Raw genomic sequence first — 20,661 nt, forward strand, 5'->3', positions numbered from 1 at the left:
TGTGAAGATCGACACTCTCCTCGTCGGCGCGACCGTGCTGACCCCGTGGCCCGCACCCGGGACCGACGCGATCGCGGTGGCCGACGGCCGGATCGTCGCGCTCGGGACGTCGGAGCGACTCCACGCGGAGGCCGACGCCGGCACACGCATCCACGACGTCGGTGGCGCGACGATCATGCCCGGCTTCGTCGACGTCCACAATCACCACCTCGCCGCCGGAGTGACCGACCTGTTCGAGCTCGCGTTCCCGCCGACGCTCACCCTCGACGAGGTGCTCGCACGCGTCGCCGCGCACGCCGCGCTCGCCCCCGACGGCGAGTGGATCACCGGGGGAAGCTGGGCGTCGACGATGCTGCCCCAGCTGACGCACGGCGACGCGCTGGCACGTCTCGACGCGGCCTCGGCGGGCCATCCGGTGTCGCTGACCGACGACAGCCACCACAACAAGTGGGTCAATTCGCGCGCGCTCGAGCTCGCCGGGATCGACGACTCGACCCCCGACCCGGTCGGCGGGGCGATCGTGCGCGACGCGGTGTCGCGGCGTGCGACGGGCCTGCTCCTCGAGACGGGCGGGCTGAGCGTTGCCGAGGCGCTCGCCCGGGACCGGGTGTTGACGACCGCGCAGTACCAGCGTGCGTCCCGGCGAGCGATCGAGATCCTGCACTCCTACGGCGTGACGGCCTTCCAGGACGCCGGAGTGTCGGTCGCCGCGCTCGCCGCACTGCGCGACCTCGACCGCGTCGGCGATCTTCCCGCCTGGGTCGTGACGTCGATGTTCCTGCGCGACCCCATCTTCGGCTCCGCGGTCGTCGGCGACGAGCTGTGGTCCGTCGCCGAGCAGTACCGCACCGAGCATCACCGGCCCGACTTCATCAAGATCTTCCTCGACGGCGTGCCGCCGACGCGCACGGCGGCGTTCCTCGAGCCGTACCTCGCGGACGACGAACACGGCGCCCATTTCCACGGCACGCCGGCTCTCCCGGCCGACGAGCTCGACACCTGGCTGCGCCGCGCTGCGGATCGCGGCCTCTCTGCCAAGGTGCACTGCACGGGCGACGCGAGCGTGCGCCTCTACCTCGACACGATCGAACGGATGCGTGCCGACGGCTACCGGGACACGAAGTTCCAGGTCGCGCACGGACAGTTCATCGCGCCTGAGGACCGGCGTCGCCTGGCCGACCTCGACGTGAGTGCCGACATCTCTCCCTACCTCTGGTTCCCCGGCATCATCTTCGACTCGATCGCCGAAGTGCTGCCGCGCGGGCGCGCCGAACGCATGCAGCCCAACCGCGAACTGCTCGATCACGGGGTGCTCGTCGCCGGCGGATCCGACTGGCCCGTCTCCGAGGTGCCCGATCCGTGGATCGGCATCCAGGGGCTGGTCACGCGCGCCGACCCCACGGGTGCCCGGACGGGGACGCTGTGGGCCGAGCAGGCGGTCACCGTTGCGGAGGCACTCGAGATCTTCACGATCAACGGGGCGCGCGCGATGGGCGTCGACGAGGTCACGGGCTCGCTCGAGGTCGGCAAGTCCGCCGACCTCATCGTGGTCGACCAGGACCCCTACTCCGTCGAGCCGTCCCGGCTCGCACGGACCCGGGTTCTCGAGACCTGGTTCGCCGGAACCCAGGTCTACAGCCGATGACACCCTCCGGCATCCCACCTCGAAGGAGCACCATGTCACGCATCACCACTCGCCTCGCGGCGGTCGCCGGCGTCCTCGCCGGCGCGCTCGTCCTGAGCGCCTGCGGCACGACCACCGCCGACACCGACGCCGGACCCGCGGAAGATCGGGGACCGGTCGACAAGATCCTGTTCGACTACCCCTTCACGGCCCTCCCGGTCTACTCGATCATGGTCCCGGCGCTCGAGGCGCGGGCCGAGGAACGCGGCATCGTCGTCGAGTTCACGAACGACGACATGGATCTGGCGAAGCAGGTCACCAACCTCAACACCTACCTCTCGAGCGACGTCGACGCGGTCGTCTCATTCCCCGCCGACCCGGCGAGTCTCGAGTCCATCGCGGCCGCCTACCGCGCCGCCGGGAAGTACTGGGTGACCTACGGCGGTGACCTCGAGAACCAGGACGCGACGCTCCAGTTCTCGTTCTACGACTCCGGCTACCAACTGGGCATGTACGCGGGGGAGTGGGCGACCGAGACGCTCGGACGCTCCGCCAAGGTACTCATCCTGGAGGATCAGACGATCCAGATCGGACGTGAGCGCACGGAGGGTCTGCTCGACGGACTCAAGGACTCGGGCGCCGACTACGAGATCGTGGCGCAGCAGCAGTCGGTCACGCCGGATGAGGCGCTCACCGTCACCGCCGCCGTGCTCGCCCAGCACCCGGACGTCGACATCGTGCTCTCGGCAACGGGCGACGGCGGGCAGGGCGCCTATCAGGCCCTCCTCGCAGCCGGTCGCGACGCCAAGGATCCCCACACCTTCCTCGGCGGTCTCGACCCCAACATCACGCTGTTCAAGGCGATGCGCGACGGCGACTTCGTGCGCGGCATCATCTACTTCGACCTGTTCGTCCTCCTGGACAACATCATCGACATCCCCATCGCGCTCGGCGAAGGAGTCGAGGACGCGAGCGTCGATATCCCGGTGGAACTCGTCACGCAGGACTCGACGCAGCTCGACCAGTACATCGCCCAACTCGGCGGCTGATCGTGTGCGAGGTGCCGCGCCCGTCGCGCGGCACCTCGCCTGTCTGAAAGGAACCCGGGTGACCGTCCGGATCGACCATCTCACGAAGCGCTACGGAGCCACGCTCGCGCTCGATGACGTCTCGCTCGAGATCGAGTCGGGCAGCATCCACGCGTTGCTCGGGCACAACGGCGCCGGCAAGTCCACGGTCATCCGGTGCCTGGGCGGGGCCGTCGAGCCGACCAGCGGGTCGATCGCCATCGAGGGCGCGCCGCTCGAACGCTTCGAACCGCGCGAGTCGATCGCCAGGGGTATCGCGACGATCTACCAGCACTTGAGCCTGATCGACGGGCTCTCGGTCGCCGAGAACCTCTTCCTCGGGCAGGAGCTGCGCGTCGGTAGAGCGTTCGTCGATGCCGCGCGTCAACGCGTGAAGGCCCGCGAGGTGCTGGACCGCGTGGGATCGTCGGTCGATCCGGACGTGCTCGTGCGCGAGTTGCCGATCGGCCAGCGTCAGCTCGTCGAGATCGCGAAGGCCCTGCAGCGCGACGCGCGGCTGCTCATCCTCGACGAGCCCACGGCAGCGCTCAGCGTCGCCGAGGCCGCGCGCCTGGGCGAGCTGCTGCTCGAGCTCCGCGCGACCGGGATGGCGATCCTCTACGTGACCCACCTCCTGGGCGAGGTCGACAAGCTCGCCGATCAGGTGACGGTGCTCCGCAACGGACGCTCCGTCTACTCGTCGCCCTGGTCGAGGACGGCCGACCGCCGAACCCTCGTCTCGGTCATCAGCGACGGCGCCGACAACCTCGACGCGCGGCCCGCCGCCGTGCCGGAGGGCGCGGGCGTGCGCCTCCGGATCGAGGACTACCACCCGGTCGGACTCGCTCCGGCGCAACTCGAGGTGCGGGAAGGTGAGGTCGTCGCGTTGTACGGCCTCATCGGGTCCGGTCGCACGCGCATGCTCAACGCGCTCTTCGGTCGCACCGGACGAGCCGCCGGCATCGTGCGCATCGACGGCACCGCAGCCGACGTGAGCTCGCCCGCGGCGGCGCTCAGGGCCGGAATCGCGCTCGTGCCCGGAGACAGGCTCCGCGAAGGGCTGTTCCTCTCCCTGCCGGCGGTCGAGAACGTGCTCATCTCCGCGATGCGGAGGTTGACCCGGTTCGGCCTGCGGCGCGGAGACGACGAGCGGGCGACGTTCCACCGCGCGACCGGCTTGCTCGCGCTCCGCCCTGACGCTCCGCAGCTCGCGGCGGGTCGCTTCTCCGGTGGCAACCAGCAGAAGATCCTGCTCGCCCGCTGGGTCAACGATCTCTCGGGCGTGCGGGTGCTGTTGCTCGACGACCCGACGCAGGGTGTCGACATCGGGGCACGGCACGAGATCTACCGCGTCGTGATCGAGCTCGCGCGCACCCAGGGGCTCGCAGTGCTCGTCGCGACGAACGAGCCCGAGGAGGTCGTGGCGCTCGCACACCGCTGCGTCGTGATGGCGCAGGGGCGCATCGTCGACCAGATCGACGTCGCCACGACGTCTCCCGAAGAACTGCTCCACGCGATCCACTCCGACTCCGACTGACCCCGAAGAGACCGACATGAACCTGCCGCTCACCGCCCGGCTTACCGACTTCCTGCTCAAGAACCCGTTGCTGGCCCTGCTCGTCGTCATCGTCGTCGTCGTGCAGGTCGCAACCGGCGACCTTCTCCAGTGGTCGAATCTGCGCTCCGTGCTCATCGACGGCGCGATCATCGCCATCGTCGCCGTGCCGGTGGGAATGCTCATCATCGCCGGATTCATCGACCTCTCGGTCGGCAGCTCACTGGCACTCGGGGGCGTGGTCGCCGGCATCGTCATGAACGGCGGCGGCGGGTCACCCGCTGTCGCGGTGCTTCTCGCGGTCGCTGCCGGGGCGATCGTCGGCCTCTTCAACGCCGTACTGACCTGTGTCCTCGGTTTCAGCTCCTTCATCACCACGCTCGGGACGCTCACCGCCGTGCGCGGAGTCGCCCAGTTGATGAGCCCCCTGCCCCGGAACTCGTTCGGCTCGGAGTTCGGCTTCCTGGGAGTCGGGACGCTCGCCGGTATCCCGACCTCGGTGTGGATCGCGGTCGTGATCTTCGTCGTCGCCGCACTCTTCCTCGTGCTCACACCCGCGGGACGGCACGTCTACGCCATCGGTGTCAACCGGGAAGCCGCGTACCTCTCCGGCGTCAGCATCCGGCGCATCCCGTTCGTGCTCTACATCCTCTCGGGCGCCGCGGCGGGGCTCGCGGGCACGATCGTCGTCGCGCGACTGAACTCCGCCCCGTCGGGTCAGCTCGGAGTGGGGTTCGAGCTGGCGGTGCTCACCGCGGTGCTCCTCGGCGGAGTGGCGTTGACCGGCGGCGAGGGGACCGTCTTCGGAATCGCGACGGGGGTGCTGTTCCTCGGCATCCTCAACAACTCGCTCGTGTTGGTGGGGGTCTCGAGCTTCTGGCAGAGCGTGGCGAGCGGTCTGGCACTCATCGTGGCCATCGCCCTCAGCGTGCTCGTCCAGCGCGTGCGCCGAGCGCTCGACGCTCGTGCCGCCCGCCTGCTCGATCTCGCCGACGATCACGTTCCCGCGTGAGCCCCCGCGCCGAACCGGGAGACCTCCGATGACGCGACCTTTCCCTCCCGAGCTGCGTTACAGCTTCCGCATCACGGCGGAGGTCGATCCTCCCGTCCCGCTCGAGAAGCGCGACGCCGAGGAACTCGTGTATCTGCCGATCGTCGGGGGGACGGTGGAGGGCGAGCTCTCGGGTGTGCTCCTCCCGGGCGGCGCCGACTGGGCGCGCACGCGCGCCGACGGCACCTTCGCGCTCGAGGCGAGGTACCTGTTCCGCACCGACGAGGGGGAGGTGGTCGACGTCGTGAACCTCGCCTACCTGCGGCACCGCGAGGGCGAGGGCGGCGGAATGGAGCAGATGAACTACTTCCGATGCACCCCGCGGTTCCGCACCGTGGCGCCGCGGTTGCAGTGGCTCACTCGCTCCGTCTTCGTCGCGAGCGCACGCACGATCGTCACCCGGTCGGTGATCGACGTCTTCGAGGTGCTCTGAGACGCGCACGGAACGCGGGTCAGTGACAGGCGCACCCCTCCGGCCCGCACGCGCAGCCCGCGTGCCCCCGGTGAGGTGTTGACGCCTCGGGGATGTCGAGCGCGGGGTTGACGTCGAGGAAGCCGTAGGGCTTGAACCAGAACCCCGCGTAGTCGACCGGCATGATCGGCCAGTCCTCGGGGCGCGGGATGTGGGTGAGCCCGAACGTGTGCCAGAGCACGATGTCGGTGCCGTCGAGCGACCTGTCGTCGGCGGCGTAGGCGGGGAGCCCTGATCCGCCCTGGTGCGCGTTCGGGTAGCGACCGGCCGGCCACAGCTCGTGCGGGTCGTAGGCGGTGCCCCAGAGGTGCTTCGTCGCGAAGGCGGCGCGGGCCGCCACCGAGGATGCCGGGTCGGCCATGAGGAGCGCCGTCGGCTGCGGGATGAGGTGATAGGCCGTGGGCTTCCCCAGCCGATTGCGATGGGAGGCCGAACGCACCTCCCACACGCGGGCGACCGAGGTGTCGGCCTCGCGTTGCGCGGCGAGTTCGGTGGCGAGGGGGGTCTCCGTCCAGCCGAAGGCGTTGCCGAACGGGTTCTCCGGGCCCATCGCGATGCGCTCCGCGTCGATCTCGACGAGCGAGTTGTCCGCGCCGTCGATCGCGACGTCGAGCCGAGCGCTGAAGAGATGCTGGTGGACGGGTGCGAAGACGCCGGGCGCGATCTCGGCCGCGTGGCGCTGGGTCGATCCGGGGATGCCGGCGCCGACGAACACGATGCCGGTCGCCTTGGCCTCGACCTGGATGGAGCCGTCGAGATAGAAGTACCAGAAGAAGCCGTAGTCGTAGTTGCCGATCGTCGTGAAGTACGACACGACGAGGCGCCGGGAGCGGCGGACCTCCGACTCGCCGTCGAGGTCACGGTGCTTCCAGAGGATGCCGTAGTCCTCCTCGTGCATGCAGACGGCGTTGGGGATGCGCACCGGGTTGCCGTGGTCATCGGCGACGTGACCATCGAAATAGTGGATGACCCCGAGGCAGTCGCACCCGAGTTCGAGGTGGTTCGCGTTCTTGCCGAGCAGGTACTCGCCCGCGTCGAAGTAGCTGATCCAGAACCGCGTGGGGGAGGTGTCGCCGTAGGGGACGACCATCTCGGGCACGCTCGCGCGGTGCAGCACCGACCGCCCGTCGAACGTGACCTGGTTGAGTACGAGTCCCTCGCGCGCGTTGAACCCGACGCGCATCGACCACTTCTCCCACGTGACGAGCGAGCCGTCGACGTCGAAGCTCGGCCCTTCGGGCTGGGTGATCTCGATCGGCTTGAGGGTCGTGCGCGCGGGTCCGACGGCGGAGGCCGAGTAGTTGCCACCGTCTGCGGGAACGGGCACGTCGCCCTCGTCTTCGATCCCGATGACGCGGTTCTCGATGAGGTCGACGTGCACGATGAGGCCCTCGACCGGGTGAGCCCACGGGGAGTCCTGCGGGGTGTCGCGCAGGAACGTGAGCGATCTGATGACGCGTCGGCCGACCTCGGCGGCCCGTCCGACGAAACCGGGCGCGAGGGGGGCGCAGAAGGCGAGCTCGCGGCGGTCGTCGAGGCCCCGCCTCGCCATCGCCGCCTGCCACTCGGGTGACGCCTTGACGATCTCGGCGGCGCGGTCGTACTCCTCGAAGAGATACTGCGGCTGACCGTACGGGGGCTGTGTGAGGTCGAGTGTCCGCTGGTCGAGCACGACTCCGCGCGTGACCGAGACGATGGCCTCGACGACGGCACCCGAGAGGACGTCGAGCAGGGTCACGTCGACGCGGCGCTCGAGGGGGCGTGCGGGCCAGGCGGCGAGCTCGTCTTTCGTCGGCTCGACGGGCAGGAGCATCGGCACCCGTACGGTGTCGCCGAGCAGTCCCGCGTCGACGAGGATCGCGCGGGCGGCGGCGATCTCGTCGGGTGTCAGAGGATCGAGCGGATGTTCGGCGGCGGTCGCGCCGGTGCCGACGTCGTGGTGGTGATGCGTCATCGCCATCTCCTGAATTTATTTTGAGCCTGCGCTCAATATAAATTCAGGAGGACCGCGGCGCAAGCCAGGGGAGCAGCCAGGTCTCCACGACGCGGCGATGATCGGCCGACGCGACGTCGTCCACGACCTCGACCACCTGCTGGCCGAGTATCAGTGCCTGGAAGAGCTCCGCGACCGCCGAGACGGGTGTCTCGGGAAGCAAGGCGCCGTCTTCGACCGCTTCCGCGAGCGCGGCCGCGACCTCGGGGGTCCACAGCTCGCGGTCGCGAGGGGCCTGCGCGGAGTTCCCGAGCGCGACCCGCCCCCAGAGGCCCACGATGAGGAACGCCTCGTCGCGGGTGTCGGCGCGCAGCGGGAGCAGCTCCTCGACGATCGCCGCGACCCGATCGAGGCCGCGTCGGTCGGCCGCGGCCGCTCGGATGCGGGCCATCGTGCGTCGCGCGACCTCGTGGCCCGCCTCGTCGACGACCGCGTCGAAGTTGTCGAAGTAGTGCCAGAGCGACCCCACCGACACCGCGAGCTCGCCCGCGACGGAGCGCGAGGTGACCTGCGCCAGACCGTCCCGCGCCGTGACGCGGATGACCGCATCGACGATCGCGCGGCGACGTGCGTCGTGATCGACGACTTTGGGCACGGCATCCTCCCGGTGTGGGCCGCGGCGGGCGGCGCCCGTCGATCGTAGCCGCCGTCTCGGAGCGGTTGTCTTGCGCTGCGCGCCTAAGTCCCTGCACGGAGCGGCAAATCCCCGCGTCCTGCAGCGGCGAGGCTGAGACCATCGACCATCCCCTGAGGAGACCGCCATGACCGACTACTCGGACCTCATCGCGCGCGTCGGCGCCCCCGAGGGCTCCGGACGCGACATCCCCGATGCCGCCACGCGGGAGATCATCGGGCGCGCGCCGGACGCGACCGTCGCGGAGCTCGACGACGCCGTCGGCCGGGCGAAGGCCGCTCAGCCCGCCTGGAACGCGCTGGGGCACGCGGCCCGCATCGAACTGCTGAACGCCGCGGCCGACCGCGTCGACGCCCACGCCGAAGCGCTCGCCACCCTGCTCTCCCGCGAGCAGGGCAAGCCGCTCAACGGGCCGAATGCGCGCTTCGAGGTCGGGGCGTGTTCCGCGTGGCTGCGAGCTACGGCGGCGACCCCGCTCGAACCGCAGGTCGTCATCGACGACGGCGAGTCGCGCGCCGAGCTCATCTACAAGGCTCTCGGAGTCGTCGGCGCCATCGGCCCCTGGAACTGGCCGATGATGATCGCCATCTGGCAGGTCGCGCCCGCACTCCGCATGGGCAACACGGTCGTCGTGAAGCCCTCCGAGTACACCCCGCTGAGTGTCCTCGCCCTCATCTCGGTGCTCAACGAAGTACTGCCCCCCGATGTGCTCATCGGGGTGTCGGGTGGACGCGAGGTCGGGGCACGGCTCGCGGCGCATCCCGACATCGACAAGGTCATGTTCACCGGCTCGACCTCGACGGGCCGCAAGATCATCGAGAGCTCGGCGGGCAACCTCGCACGGCTCACGCTCGAGCTCGGCGGGAACGATGCCGGTATCGTGCTCCCGGGGAGCGACCCGGCGGCGATCGCTGAGGGCCTGTTCTGGGGTGCGTTCATCAACACCGGCCAGACCTGCGCCGCGCTGAAGCGGCTCTACGTGCACGACTCCATCTATGACGACGTCGTCGAGGCGCTCGCCGCCGTGGCGCGCGCGGTGCCCATGGGGAACGGCCTGGACGAGGCCAACGTGCTCGGGCCGCTGCAGAACCCCCAGCAGTTCGACATCGTGAAGCGGCTCGTCGACGATGCCAAGGCGCACGGCGGCCGCGTGGTCACGGGCGGCGAGCCCGCCACCGAACTCGGCGAGAACTTCTTCCCGATCACGCTCGTGGCCGACGTCGAGGACGGCGTCGCGCTGGTGGACGAGGAGCAGTTCGGACCCGTGCTGCCGATCGTGAAGTACACCGACGTCGACGACGCCGTCCGCAGCGCGAACCGACTCGACGTCGGACTAGGCGCGTCGGTGTGGGGCCCCGATCCGGCGCAGAACCGGGCCGTCGCCGAACGCATCGAGGCCGGCACCGTCTGGATCAACTCGCACGGCGGCGTGCACCCGATGATCCCGTTCGGCGGCGTCAAGGGGTCGGGCTACGGCCTCGAGTTCGGCGTCGAAGGACTCAAAGCGGTCGCGGTCCCGCAGATCATCAACGGCTGATCCGTTCGGCCGGCGTGAGCCCTCGTCCTCCTCGGAGGCGGGGGCTCACGTCACTGCGCCCGGGCGGTCCCGAGGGTCTCGGCACGGAGGTCACGCGGCGACGAGCCGTAGGTCGCCTTGAACAGGCGTGAGAAGTGGGCCGCGTCGACGAGGCCCCAGCGGGCCGCGATCGCGCTCACCGGGTGGTCGGCGAACACGACGTCGGTGAGCTCGCGGCGGCAGTGCTCGAGGCGCCGGGAACGCACCCACGCCGAAACCGTCGTCCCCTGTGCGTGGAAGAGCGCGTGGAGCAGACGGGTCGAGATGTAGTGCGCGCTCGCGATGCGCGCCGGGTCGAGGGTGGGATCGCCGAGGTGATCGTCGATGTAGGAGCGGATGCGGGCGAGGAGTTGCCCGCGGTGTCCCGACTCGACGTGGCTGCCGAGCTCTTGCGCGAGCATCGTCTCGACGACGTCGATGGCATTGCGTGCGAGTCGCAGACCGATCGCCCCGTCGGTCGCGGTGAGTCCGGCGGTGAGACGCTCGAGGAACGAGGACACGAGCGGGGTGAGCGTCGAGTCGCGCGAGAATCGCACGGCCGTGAGTTGGCCGATCGCGTCGGCCGCGAGTTCGAGTTGCTCCCGCGGGAACATGATGACCATCATGCGCATGTCGCCCTCGAAGACGAGCGAGTAGGGCCGCGCGGTGTCGTAGAGCGCGATGTCGCCCGGGCGGAGCAGCGCCTCTCGGTCGTCTTGGATCAGCAGACCGGTGCCGGCCAGCTGGAGGCTGACCTTGAGCTGGGGGCGCTCGCCTCGGGCCACGAGTTCGGGCGTGCGCTCGACGACGTGCGGCGTCGCGGCGATCTCGGACACGTGGATGTCGGGGAGGTCGACTCCGCGCATGCGGCCCGAGAAGGCATCCGGCTCGTCGGCATGGAAGTTCAGCGGCACGAAGGACTGGCTTGCGGCCGCGCGGAACGCGGAGAAGTCCATCGTTGATGTGTCGGTGACCGCGGGGACCGTCGAGAGCGTCGCCATCCCATCCTCCTCATCGAGTGACCCAAACCATATACGATCCGTGCGACCGGTGCCAGCCCGCCCGGGAGGGAAGTCAGGCGCCCGGCGGCCTCCCCGTGCGGTTCGCCGCGAGGATCTCGGTCTGATAGGGCGCGATGATCGTCTCCGAGACGCGCAGATCGAGCAGCAGGAACGGTCGCTCGTGGGCAGGCCGGGCGGCCCAGGCCGCGAGCAGATCGAGGTCGTCGGGATGCCGCACGACGACGCCCTCGGCGCCCACCGCTCGCGCGAGGGCAGCGAAGTCGACCTCGGGGATGCGCATCGGTTCCTGGGCGAGTCCTTGCACCCCGTAGACGGCGAGTTCGGCGCCGTAGGCGGCGTCATTCCACACGACGGCGAGCCCGCGACCGCCGGCGACGCGCACCGCCGTCTCGAGATCGGCGAGTGCCATGAGGCCGCCGCCGTCCCCCGTCGTGAGCACGATCGTGGCGTCGGGCTTGGCCACGGCCGCGCCGGCGACGCTCGGGAAGCCGAGTCCGATCGCCTGGTAGGCCGTGCCGATCATCATCATCTGGTCGGGAGCCGCCACGGGCCAGTACATGTTCGCCCACCCGATGAAGTGCCCGCCGTCGGAGACGACGACGCGGTCCTCGGGGAGGAGTTCGCCGATCCGCACCGCCGCCGACCTCGGATCGAGGCGGCCGTCGGCGGCCAGACCCGCGCCCGGGTCTCGGCGGCGTGCAGCCGCGAGGTCGACGCCCGCCCTCCATGCCGCGGGCGGGGCGTGCCGCACGTGCAACTCCTCGAGGAGTACCTCGAGCACGAGACGCGCGTCACCGCGCAGGTAGGCGCCGACGTGCGGGTGGGTCGCCGTCGGTGCGGTGTCGATCTGCACGACGTGGGTGCCGGGTGCGAAGAGCTCCCCGAAGCGCATCGTGAACTGGTTGAGCGAGGCCCCGACGACGACCGCCACGTCCGCCTGGCGCACGAGTTGCATCGCGCCCTCCGCGCCGAAGCCGCCGGCGACACCGAGATCGCCTTCGGCGTCACCGAACAGGCCGCGCCCGAGCGCGGTCGTCGTCGTCAGCGCGCCCGTCGCGGCGGCGAGCTCGTCGAGGAGGTCACCCACTCCCGCGAGCCACGCGCCGCGGCCGGCGAGCAGCAGGGGGCGTTCGGCCTGCCGCAGCCGCTCGGCGAGTTCGGCGATGCCCCGGCGGGTGAACTCCGACGGTGCGAGCGGGGCGGGCAGCTCGGGTGACGCCAGGGTCGGCACCGGTCCCGCCGCGCGTGACGCGACGTCGTGGGGCAGGGCCAGCACGGTGGGCACTCGATAGGCGAGGGCGTGCTCGACCGCGATCACGGCGGTGGCTGCGGCGTCGTCGCGCCCCGCCGTGTACGTGCGGGCGCCGACGGCCGAGGCGAGGGCGATCTGGTCGACATCCCAGGGGCGCGGGCCGGAGGTCGGCTCGTCGCCGACCACGAGCACGAGCGGCACGCGTGCGAGCACCGACTCCGCGAGTGCCGTGAGGGTGTTGGTGAAGCCGGCGCCGTAGGTGGCGGTCGCCGCGGCGAGTCCGCCCCCCGCGCGGTGGTGGGCATCCGCGGCGACGACTCCGGCGGCCTCGTGGCGCACGGCCACGAATCGCATGTCGGTCGATGTCTCGAGGGCGTCGAGGAAGTGCGCGTTGCCGTTGCCCATCACGCCGAAGACCGCCGACAGGTGGCGGGACAGGGCGGCGGCGACGTGCGCGGAGACGGTGGGCATGGCGATGACCTCTCGAGACGACGGATCGATTCCGTGTGTGTCTCGCGCCGCGCGCTTCGTGCCCCTTTTGCGAGCACCGGCCGCCGAAGGGCCGGACGGGTCGATGATAACCGCGCGGCGCGCCCGTGACGAGGGGTCAGCGGCCGCCGAGGGCCTTCGACAACCGGTGGGCGTGCTCGAGCAGCAGTCGCCCGAGCTCGGGCCGGCGCTCGCGCGAGAACCGGGCCTCGACTCCCGTGAGGCTGAGCGCCCACGCGGGCTGCTCGGAGGCGTCGAAGACCGCCGCGCCCATGCCGAAGCTGCCCTCGACGAGGAGCCCGGGGTTGAGCGACCATCCCGTCGCCCGCGTCTCGGCGAGACGGGTGCGCAGTCGTCGGGGTGAGTGCGAGTCGCCGTATGCCCCGAGGTCGGCGTCGGCGAGGTAGCGCTCCACGGTCGCGTCGGGCAGGAAGGCGAGGATGGCGAGGCCCGCCGACGCGACGCCGAGGGGGAAGCGGATGCCCTCGTACAGCACGTGCGAGCGCAGAGGGAAGGCGCCGTCCTCGCGCAGCACGCAGACGGTCTCGTCGCCGCGGCGCGCGGAGAGGAACGCGCTCTCGCCCGTGGCGTCCGAGAGCGAGCGCACGATCGGGCGGGCGAGGGCGGTGATGTCGTAGCGCTCCGCGGCGACCGCGCCGAGCAGATACAGCTCGGGTCCGGGCACCCACCGTCCAGAGAGGGCATCGCGGTCGACGAACCCCTCGGCCGCGAGCGAGGTGAGCAGACGGTGCGCGGTGGGGCGCGACAGGCCCGTCGAGGTCGCGAGCGCCGTGGTGCCCAGCCCGCGCGGCATCGCACCGCTCACGGCACGCAGCACGGCGGCGGCGCGACCGATCACCTGGGTCCCCGGAACCGTCACGTCCATATTATGGACAGCAAGGCGGCTGGATGGCCACATCCCGACCGATCTTCGACAGCATCCTTTTACCTATCTACGCTGAGCAGGACCACGATGTGGACAAGCAGAGCGTGGACACGAAGGAGTGGCATGGCGGAGAAGATCTGGCCCTCAGCAGCCGAGGCGCTCGCCGGCGTCGGCGACGACGGCATGACGATCGCGGTCGGCGGATTCGGCCTGAGCGGCAACCCGACGAACCTCATCCGGGCCCTCCGCGACACCGGGGCGAAGAACCTCACGATCGTCTCCAACAACATGGGGGTCGACGGCAAGGGACTCGGGCTGCTGCTCGAGAACAAGCAGGTCGTCAAGGTCGTCGCGTCGTACGTCGGCGAGAACAAGCTCTTCGCCGAGCAGTACCTGTCCGGCGAGCTCGAGGTCGAGTTCGCCCCTCAGGGCACCCTCGCCGAGCGGCTCCGCGCGGGCGGCGCGGGCATCCCGGGCTTCTACACCGCGACCGGCGTCGGCACGCCGATCGCCGAGGGCAAGCCCGAGGCGGAGTTCGACGGCCGCCGATACATCCTCGAGCGCGGCATCGTCGCCGACGTCGCGCTCGTGCGGGCGCGTTGGGCCGACCGCTACGGCAACCTCCGCTACCGCCTCACGGCGCGCAACTTCAACCCGCTCGTCGCGACCGCCGGCAAGATCACGATCGCCGAGGCGGAGGAGATCGTCGAAGCGATCGGCCCCGACGACGTGTCGACGCCCGGCATCTACGTGCAGCGACTCGTGCAGGCGGACGACCTCACCAAGGAGATCGAGCAGCGCACGACCCGCCCGAGAGAAGGTGCCTGAGATGTGGACGCGTGACGAGATGGCCGCGATCGCGGCCCGCGACCTGAAAGACGGCGACTACGTGAACCTCGGGATCGGCATCCCGACCCTCGTCGCGAACAACCTCCCCGCCGGGGTCTCCGTGACCCTGCAGAGCGAGAACGGCATCCTCGGCATGGGGCCGTTCCCGTTCGAGGGCGACGAGGATGCCGACCTCATCAACGCGGGCAAGCAGACGGTCACGCTGCTGCCGGGCGCCGCGGTGTTCGACTCGGCGACGTCGTTCGGCATGATCCGCGGCGGGCATGTCGCGACCGCGATCCTCGGAGCTCTGCAGGTCGCGGGCAACGGCGACCTCGCCAACTGGACCATCCCGGGCAAGCTCGTGAAGGGGATGGGCGGCGCGATGGATCTCGTCGCGGGCACGCCGTACGTCATCGTCGTCACCGAGCACGTCGCGAAAGACGGCTCGCCGAAGATCGTCGAGGCGTGCGACCTGCCCCTCACGGGCGTCGGCGTCGTCGACCGGATCGTCAGCGATCGGGCGGTCTTCGACATCGTCGACGGCGGAATCGTGCTGCGCGAACTCGCGCCGGGTGAGACCGTGGAGGAGTTGCGGACGCTCACCGGAGCGCCGTTCACCGTCGATCTCGCAGGATCCGTATCGGAGGGAGTCGCCTGATGGGCGTCGTCATCGCGGGGTACGCCCGCACACCGTTCTCGCGCTTCACGGGGCGCTTCGCCGACATCCCGGCGCACGCGCTCGCCGCGCACGCGATCACGGCCGCGCTGTCGCGGGCTTCCGTCGCTCCCGAGGAGGTCGAGCGGGTCTGGGGCGGCCAGGTGCTGCCCGGCATGGGCGGCCAGGGGCCGATCCGCCAGGCACAGGTCGCCGCCGGCATCCCGCTGTCGACGCCCGCGATGACGATCAACGCCGTGTGCCTCTCCGGGATGGAGGCCGTCATCGCGGCCGCCCGGAACGTCGAGGCGGGCGAGCACTCGATCGTCGTCGCCGTCGGCATGGAGTCGATGTCGCGCGCGCCGCACGCGTTCCGCGGTCGCGCCGGCCAGAAGTACGGCGCGATGGAGGTCGTCGACACCCTCGAGCACGACGCGCTGCTCGATGCCTTCGCGGGGCAGTCGATGGGTGCCTCGACCGAGGAGGGCAACGCCGACTACGGCGTGACCCGCGAGAATCAGGATGCCTGGTCGGCCGGGTCGCACCAGCGTGCGGCCGCGTCGGCGGAGTTCCTCGCCGGCGAGATCGCGCCCTACACGCTCACGACCCGCGCGGGCGAGGTCGTCGTGTCGGAGGACGACGGTGTGCGTGCCGACACGACCGTCGAGACGCTCGGCAAGCTGCGTCCCGCGTTCTCCGCCGACGGCGGCATCACGGCGGGCAACTCGTCGCAGATCACCGACGGCGCCGCCGCACTCGTGCTCATGTCGGAAGAGACGGCCGCCGCGCGCGGCATCGTGCCGCTCGCCCGCATCGAGACGCACGCGGCGGTCGCCGGTCCCGACACGCGTCTGCACGCCCAGCCGGCCAACGCCATCCTGCTCGCCCTGTCGCGACTCGGCGGGGGAGTCACGCCCGCCGACCTCGCGCGGGTCGAGATCAACGAGGCGTTCGCGGCGGTGTCGGTGGCGTCGGTCGAGAAGCTCGGCATCTCGGGCGACATCGTCAACGCCCACGGCGGCGCGATCGCACTCGGGCACCCCGTCGGAGCCTCGGGCGCGCGCATCGTCGGCACCCTCGCGCGCCAGCTCGCCGACGTGGGCTCCGGCTCGCTCGGTGCCGCGGGCATCTGCGGCGGCGGCGGCCAGGGCTCGGCCGTCATCCTGCGCGCGATCTAGCGCCCCGATCGTCCTCCCGCCGCCGGCCGTCGGTTCGGCTGTGGTGGCCCGCAGACCTTGTGTCGGCGGCGGGAGGCAGTACTTCTGTCGGGTTAGTTGCACATTGCCCCGTATTCCGGGCGCAATCTGCAACTCCCGCGACACGGATGGCGTTCAGATTGTCGACGAAATTGGCTACATTCGAACCGTGATCATCGACTGCCACGGCCACTACACGACGACCCCGCCGAACGTCGGTGCCTGGCGCGAGGCCCAGGTCGCGGCGCTCGAGAGTGGCCCCGCGCCGATCGACGCCGACTACCCCGTCACCGACGATGAGATCCGCGAGTCGATCGAGGGCGGCCAGTTGCGCGTGCAGAAAGAGCGCGGCATCGACGTGACGCTGTTCTCGCCACGGGCATCCTGGATGGGGCAGCACGTCGGCGACCAGCGCACCTCGCTCGACTGGACGGTGCGGCAGAACGACCTCGTGAAGCGCGTGTGCGACCTCTTCCCGGGACGCTTCGTGCCCGGCGCCCAGCTCCCGCAGTCTCCGGGTGCGTCGATCGACGCCTCCGTCGCCGAGCTGCGCCGCTGCGTCGACGAGCTCGGCTTCGTCGCCGCGAACGTCAACCCCGACCCGACGGGCGGGTACTGGTCGGGGCCCGACCTCGGCGACCGCTACTGGTGGCCGCTGTGGGAGGCGATGCAGGAACTCGACGTGCCCGGGATGCTGCACGTGAGCCAGGCGGAGAACCCCTTCTTCCAGACCACCGGCTCGTACTACCTGTCGGCCGACACGACGTTCTTCGTGCAGGCGCTCGCGACCGGCTTCCTCCAGGAGCAGGAGCACCTCCGCCTCGTCATCCCGCACGGGGGCGGCGCCATCCCGTTCCACTGGGGACGGTTCCAGGGGATGAGCGTGCGCGAGGGCTGGGACTTCGAGGGCGCGACCGAGCGCATCTACTTCGACACGTGCGTGTACCACCAGCCGGGCATCGACCTGCTGCTCGACGTCGTGCCGACCGAGCGCGTGCTGTTCGGCTCGGAGATGCTCGGCGCCGTGCGCGGCGACAACCCCGGAACGGGGTCGGGATGGGACGACACCGGCAAGTACCTCGAGGCCGCGCGCATCACGCCCGAGCAGCGCACCGCCGTCTACGAGGGCAATGTGCGCGCGGTGTATCCGCGGCTCGAGGCCTACCTGAGCTAGACCCGGGCTTTCAAGAACTCGAGCGCGCGCACGAACTGCGGTTCGGGGTCGGTGCCGAGGAACACGTGGTCGGCGCCCGGGACCCGCACGAGCTCGGCCTCGGCACCCGCATCCCGGAGTGCCGTCTGCAGCAGCTCGCTCTGGCCGATCGGCACCCCACCATCGGACTCGCCGTGGATGAGCAGAAACGGCGGGGCGTCGGGTCGGGCGTGGCTCGTCGGCGACGCGAGGCGCTCCGCCTCCGCGCGCGGGTACGGCGACCCGCGGAAGAGCACGTCGAACGGCGCCTCGCGCAGGTGGCCGGCCGCGCGGATCGCTTCGAGGATGTGCGGCGGCATCCGGTCGAAGAACGCGGGCATCGCGGCGATGTCCGACACCCCGTAGTAGTCGACGACGGCGCGCACGGCGGTGTCGCCCTCGCCCACCCCGTCGGTGCCGACGAGGGCGGGATCGTCGACGAGGGCGAGCAGCGAGGCGAGGTGTCCGCCCGCCGACTCGCCCCAGAGCGCGAGCCGGGCACCGTCGATGCCGAGTTCTCGGGCGAAGCGCCGCAGGTAGCGGATGGCGGCGAACCCGTCGTGCAGCTGCGCGGGGAACGGCGCTTCTCGCGAGTGCCGGTAGTCGATCGAGGCGACCGCGAAGCCCGCATCGATGATCGACTGGAACAGCCGTCCGGCGGGCCACGCGAGCGGCGGCCAGCTGCGGGTGCCGATGAACCACGCACCGCCGTGGATCCAGACGACACACGGCACGGGACCGTCGGCGTGGGTCGGCACGAAGACGTCGAGCTGCAGCTCGCGGTACCCCTCGAGCACCGAGTAGCTGAGCGCTTCGAAGGCCCTGGCTCCCGCGGGGCGGTGCGCGTCGCGGAACCCGGGCGGCGTGTACGGCGGGGGCGTGTACGCGACGGGGGCGTTCGGTTCGGTCATGCGGGGGCTCCGTTATTCGACGTGGGCAGGGGTACGCGGATGTCGTGCGAGCCCGGCGGAAGGTCGTCGCCGCCCCAGCCGGGCAGGTCGACGATCCCGCGGGAGCCGAGTGGCACGACCGCGGTGACGTGCAGCTCATCGCTGTCGATCCGCCAGTCGACGGATGCCGGGCCGAGCGGGGTGCGCACGGCCGCGCGCGCCGAGGTCAGGCCGCCGCCCGGACGCGGTGCGATGCGCAGGGCGCGGTAGCCGGGCTCCGCGGGAGCGAGGCCGCCGACGGTGCGATGCATCCAGTCGGCGACGGCGCCGAGCGCGTAGTGGTTGAAGGATGTCATCCCGCCCGGGTTGATCGTGCCGTCGGGCAGCATCGAGTCCCAACGCTCCCAGATCGTGGTGGCTCCCATCGTCACGGCGTACAACCACGACGGTGCCTCGCGCTGCAGCAGCAGGCCATACGCCTCGTCGAGATGTCCGGTGAGGGTGAGCGCGTCGCACACGTAGGGGGTGCCGGCGAAGCCGGTGCTGATGCGATAGTCCGACGCGCGAACGAGTTCGGCGAGCCGCTCGCCCGCCGCCAGCTGCTGATCGTCGTCGAGCAGCCCGAACGTGATCGCGAGGGCGTAGACGGTCACGCAGTCGCTGAACACGCGGCCGCCGTCGACGTACCGAGCCGAGAAGCCGGCGCGCACCCGGTCGCGCAGCGCGGCGAACTCGACGGCGTCTGCGTTCTCACCGAGGATCTCCGCCGCCTCCGCCAGGATCCCGGCGGTGCGGTAGGCGCAGGCCGTCGCGACGACTCCGGTGTCGGCCTTCGACTTGCCCGGATCGTCGACCGGGGCGTCGGGGTCGAGCCAGTCGCCGAACTGGAAGCCCGTATCCCAGACGCCGTCGGCGGACAGAGCGGCAGCGACTCCGCGTCCGTGGCCGGTCATGAGCGACCAATTGTCGCGGAGTGCAGACTCGTGCCCGTAGGCGCGCCAGAGCGCCCACGGCACCCAGACCGCCGCATCCCCCCAGATCGCGGTCGCACCGGGCGCCGGGAAGCCGGTGTCGAGGAACTTGATCGCGTCGGGGGCGATGACGGGCACGTTGCCCGCGTTCGCCCGTCGCTCGAGTTCGACGTCGACGAGCCAGTCGGCGAGGAACGACTCCGCGTCGCCGAGGAAGACCGCGGTGGGGGCGAAGACCGCGAGATCGCCCGTCCAGCCGAGCCGCTCGTCGCGCTGCGGACAGTCGGTCGGCACGCTGAGGAAGTTGCCGCGCATGCCCCATTCGACGTTGCGATGGAGTTGCTCGAGCAGCGGGTCGGAGCACTCGAACTCGCCGATCGGCGTCACGTCGGAGGCGACGACGAGCGCGGTGATCGCGGAGGGGTCGAACTCGCCGGGCCAGCCGGTGACCTCGGCATAGCGGAAGCCGTGGAAGGTGAGCGTCGGCTCGAAGAGGTCATCGCCTCCGCTCAAGATGAAGGTGTCGGTCGCCTTCGCCGCGCGCAGCGGACGGGTGCCGAGTTCGCCGTGCTCGAGCACCTCGGCGTGACGCACGGCGATCTCGCTGCCGGCCGGCCCTCTCACCGCGATGCGCAGGAACCCGACGAGGTTCTGCCCGAAGTCGAGCAGCATCGCCCCGCTCGGCGACGTGATCACCTCCCGCACGGGACCCTCCGCGACGCGGCGCACCGGTGGCGACGTGCGGGCGACGAGCTTCGCGTCGGGTGAGGGCACCTCGCGGACGGGCTCCCAGCCCCCGCCGTCGAACCCGGGCGTGCTCCAGCCGACGGGCTCAAGCCGTGCGTCCACGGTCTGGCCGTTGTAGAGGTCGTCGACCAGCACCGACCCGGAGGATGACTCCCAGCTCGCATCGGTCATGACCCACTGCACGTGGCCGTCGGCGAACTCGATCTTCAGCGCGGCCCATGCGGCGCGTTCGTCGCCGTAGAGCGCACGCGCTCCGGTGAATCCGAGGTAGCCGCGGAACCAGCCGTTGCCGAGCCGCAGCCCGAGGGTCGACCGCTCGGCGAGAAGCGGGGTGACGTCGTGCTCGACCACCCGCAGGCGCCACTCGTAGCTGGTCCAGCCGGGTGCGAGCAGCTCGTCGGAGGTCGGCGTGCCGTTGATCCAGGCCTCCACGACACCTTGCGCGCTGAGTCCGAGCGTCGCGCGGGCGACCCCGCCATGGTCGGCGTCGAGGTCGAAGTCGACGCGAAGCAACGGTGCCGCCTCGGTCGGAGCGGCGGGAGCGATCCAGGTCGCCGGGGCATCGAGCACGTCGGTCAC

17 protein-coding genes are annotated in these 20,661 nt (G+C 70.9%); 10 read left to right on the forward strand and 7 right to left on the reverse strand.

Annotated features, from left to right (window positions below):
• Position 1: 1 nt before the first annotated feature.
• The 5 genes from ACO1X9_RS03965 to ACO1X9_RS03985 are packed head-to-tail and all read left to right on the forward strand — an operon-like array spanning position 2 to position 5,730.
• Complete coding sequence (locus tag ACO1X9_RS03965) at positions 2 to 1,645, forward strand: amidohydrolase (protein ID WP_486349532.1); 1,644 nt, start codon at positions 2 to 4, stop codon at positions 1,643 to 1,645.
• A 32-nt stretch (positions 1,646 to 1,677) separates the two neighbouring features.
• The gene (locus ACO1X9_RS03970; protein WP_486349533.1) at positions 1,678 to 2,673 is read left to right on the forward strand and encodes a sugar ABC transporter substrate-binding protein; all 996 of its coding nucleotides are present in this window, start codon (positions 1,678 to 1,680) and stop codon (positions 2,671 to 2,673) included.
• Between the two features lie 58 nt (positions 2,674 to 2,731).
• Positions 2,732 to 4,228, forward strand: coding sequence for a sugar ABC transporter ATP-binding protein (locus ACO1X9_RS03975; protein WP_486349534.1), 1,497 nt, complete (start codon positions 2,732 to 2,734; stop codon positions 4,226 to 4,228).
• Between the two features lie 16 nt (positions 4,229 to 4,244).
• Positions 4,245 to 5,258 (forward strand): ABC transporter permease, encoded by a 1,014-nt coding sequence (locus ACO1X9_RS03980; RefSeq protein WP_486349535.1) that lies wholly within the window; start codon positions 4,245 to 4,247, stop codon positions 5,256 to 5,258.
• Between the two features lie 28 nt (positions 5,259 to 5,286).
• Positions 5,287 to 5,730, forward strand: coding sequence for a DUF3237 domain-containing protein (locus ACO1X9_RS03985; protein ID WP_486349536.1), 444 nt, complete (start codon positions 5,287 to 5,289; stop codon positions 5,728 to 5,730).
• Positions 5,731 to 5,749: 19 nt separating this feature from the next.
• On the opposite strand, the gene ACO1X9_RS03990 is transcribed toward ACO1X9_RS03985, so the two are convergent.
• Together ACO1X9_RS03990 and ACO1X9_RS03995 are read right to left on the reverse strand one after the other, a co-directional pair.
• Positions 5,750 to 7,723, reverse strand: a complete 1,974-nt coding sequence (locus tag ACO1X9_RS03990) for a primary-amine oxidase (RefSeq protein ID WP_486349537.1) — start codon at positions 7,721 to 7,723, stop codon at positions 5,750 to 5,752.
• Positions 7,724 to 7,766: 43 nt separating this feature from the next.
• Entirely contained in the window at positions 7,767 to 8,357 is a 591-nt protein-coding gene (locus tag ACO1X9_RS03995) for a TetR/AcrR family transcriptional regulator (protein ID WP_486349538.1), read from the reverse strand.
• Positions 8,358 to 8,523: 166 nt separating this feature from the next.
• Here ACO1X9_RS03995 and ACO1X9_RS04000 point away from each other — a divergent pair, with 166 nt between their 5' ends.
• Positions 8,524 to 9,933: an aldehyde dehydrogenase family protein gene (locus tag ACO1X9_RS04000; protein ID WP_486349539.1), complete on the forward strand. Its 1,410-nt coding sequence runs from the start codon at positions 8,524 to 8,526 to the stop codon at positions 9,931 to 9,933.
• Positions 9,934 to 9,983: 50 nt separating this feature from the next.
• Here the strand turns inward: ACO1X9_RS04000 and ACO1X9_RS04005 are convergent, their stop codons facing one another.
• The 3 genes from ACO1X9_RS04005 to ACO1X9_RS04015 form a co-directional block, all read right to left on the reverse strand.
• Positions 9,984 to 10,952: an AraC-like ligand-binding domain-containing protein gene (locus tag ACO1X9_RS04005; protein WP_486349540.1), complete on the reverse strand. Its 969-nt coding sequence runs from the start codon at positions 10,950 to 10,952 to the stop codon at positions 9,984 to 9,986.
• A 73-nt stretch (positions 10,953 to 11,025) separates the two neighbouring features.
• Positions 11,026 to 12,696 (reverse strand): thiamine pyrophosphate-binding protein, encoded by a 1,671-nt coding sequence (locus ACO1X9_RS04010; protein WP_486349541.1) that lies wholly within the window; start codon positions 12,694 to 12,696, stop codon positions 11,026 to 11,028.
• A 136-nt stretch (positions 12,697 to 12,832) separates the two neighbouring features.
• Positions 12,833 to 13,600 carry an IclR family transcriptional regulator gene (locus ACO1X9_RS04015; RefSeq protein WP_486349542.1) on the reverse strand — a complete coding sequence of 256 codons (768 nt, stop codon included), beginning with the start codon at positions 13,598 to 13,600 and terminating at the stop codon, positions 12,833 to 12,835.
• A 123-nt stretch (positions 13,601 to 13,723) separates the two neighbouring features.
• Between ACO1X9_RS04015 and ACO1X9_RS04020 the strand changes: the two genes are divergently transcribed.
• The 4 genes from ACO1X9_RS04020 (at position 13,724) to ACO1X9_RS04035 (ending at position 17,456) form a co-directional block, all read left to right on the forward strand.
• On the forward strand, positions 13,724 to 14,428 hold the full coding sequence (locus tag ACO1X9_RS04020) for a CoA transferase subunit A (protein ID WP_486349543.1): 705 nt from the start codon (positions 13,724 to 13,726) through the stop codon (positions 14,426 to 14,428).
• A 1-nt stretch (position 14,429) separates the two neighbouring features.
• A complete protein-coding gene (locus ACO1X9_RS04025; RefSeq protein WP_486349544.1) occupies positions 14,430 to 15,089 on the forward strand; it encodes a CoA transferase subunit B in 660 nt (219 codons plus the stop codon).
• Entirely contained in the window at positions 15,089 to 16,264 is a 1,176-nt protein-coding gene (locus tag ACO1X9_RS04030; RefSeq protein WP_486349545.1) for an acetyl-CoA C-acyltransferase, read from the forward strand. The genes ACO1X9_RS04025 and ACO1X9_RS04030 overlap by 1 nt, the downstream gene beginning before the upstream one ends.
• Positions 16,265 to 16,451: 187 nt before the next feature.
• Positions 16,452 to 17,456 (forward strand): amidohydrolase family protein, encoded by a 1,005-nt coding sequence (locus ACO1X9_RS04035; RefSeq protein WP_486349546.1) that lies wholly within the window; start codon positions 16,452 to 16,454, stop codon positions 17,454 to 17,456.
• Here the strand turns inward: ACO1X9_RS04035 and ACO1X9_RS04040 are convergent.
• Both ACO1X9_RS04040 and ACO1X9_RS04045 read right to left on the reverse strand, forming a co-directional pair.
• Positions 17,453 to 18,385 (reverse strand): alpha/beta fold hydrolase, encoded by a 933-nt coding sequence (locus ACO1X9_RS04040; protein WP_486349547.1) that lies wholly within the window; start codon positions 18,383 to 18,385, stop codon positions 17,453 to 17,455. The two genes, ACO1X9_RS04035 and ACO1X9_RS04040, sit on opposite strands and share 4 nt — an antisense overlap.
• Entirely contained in the window at positions 18,382 to 20,661 is a 2,280-nt protein-coding gene (locus tag ACO1X9_RS04045; RefSeq protein WP_486349548.1) for an alpha-L-rhamnosidase, read from the reverse strand. Before ACO1X9_RS04045 ends, ACO1X9_RS04040 begins: the two co-directional genes overlap by 4 nt.

This window comes from Pseudolysinimonas sp. (assembly GCF_057350545.1).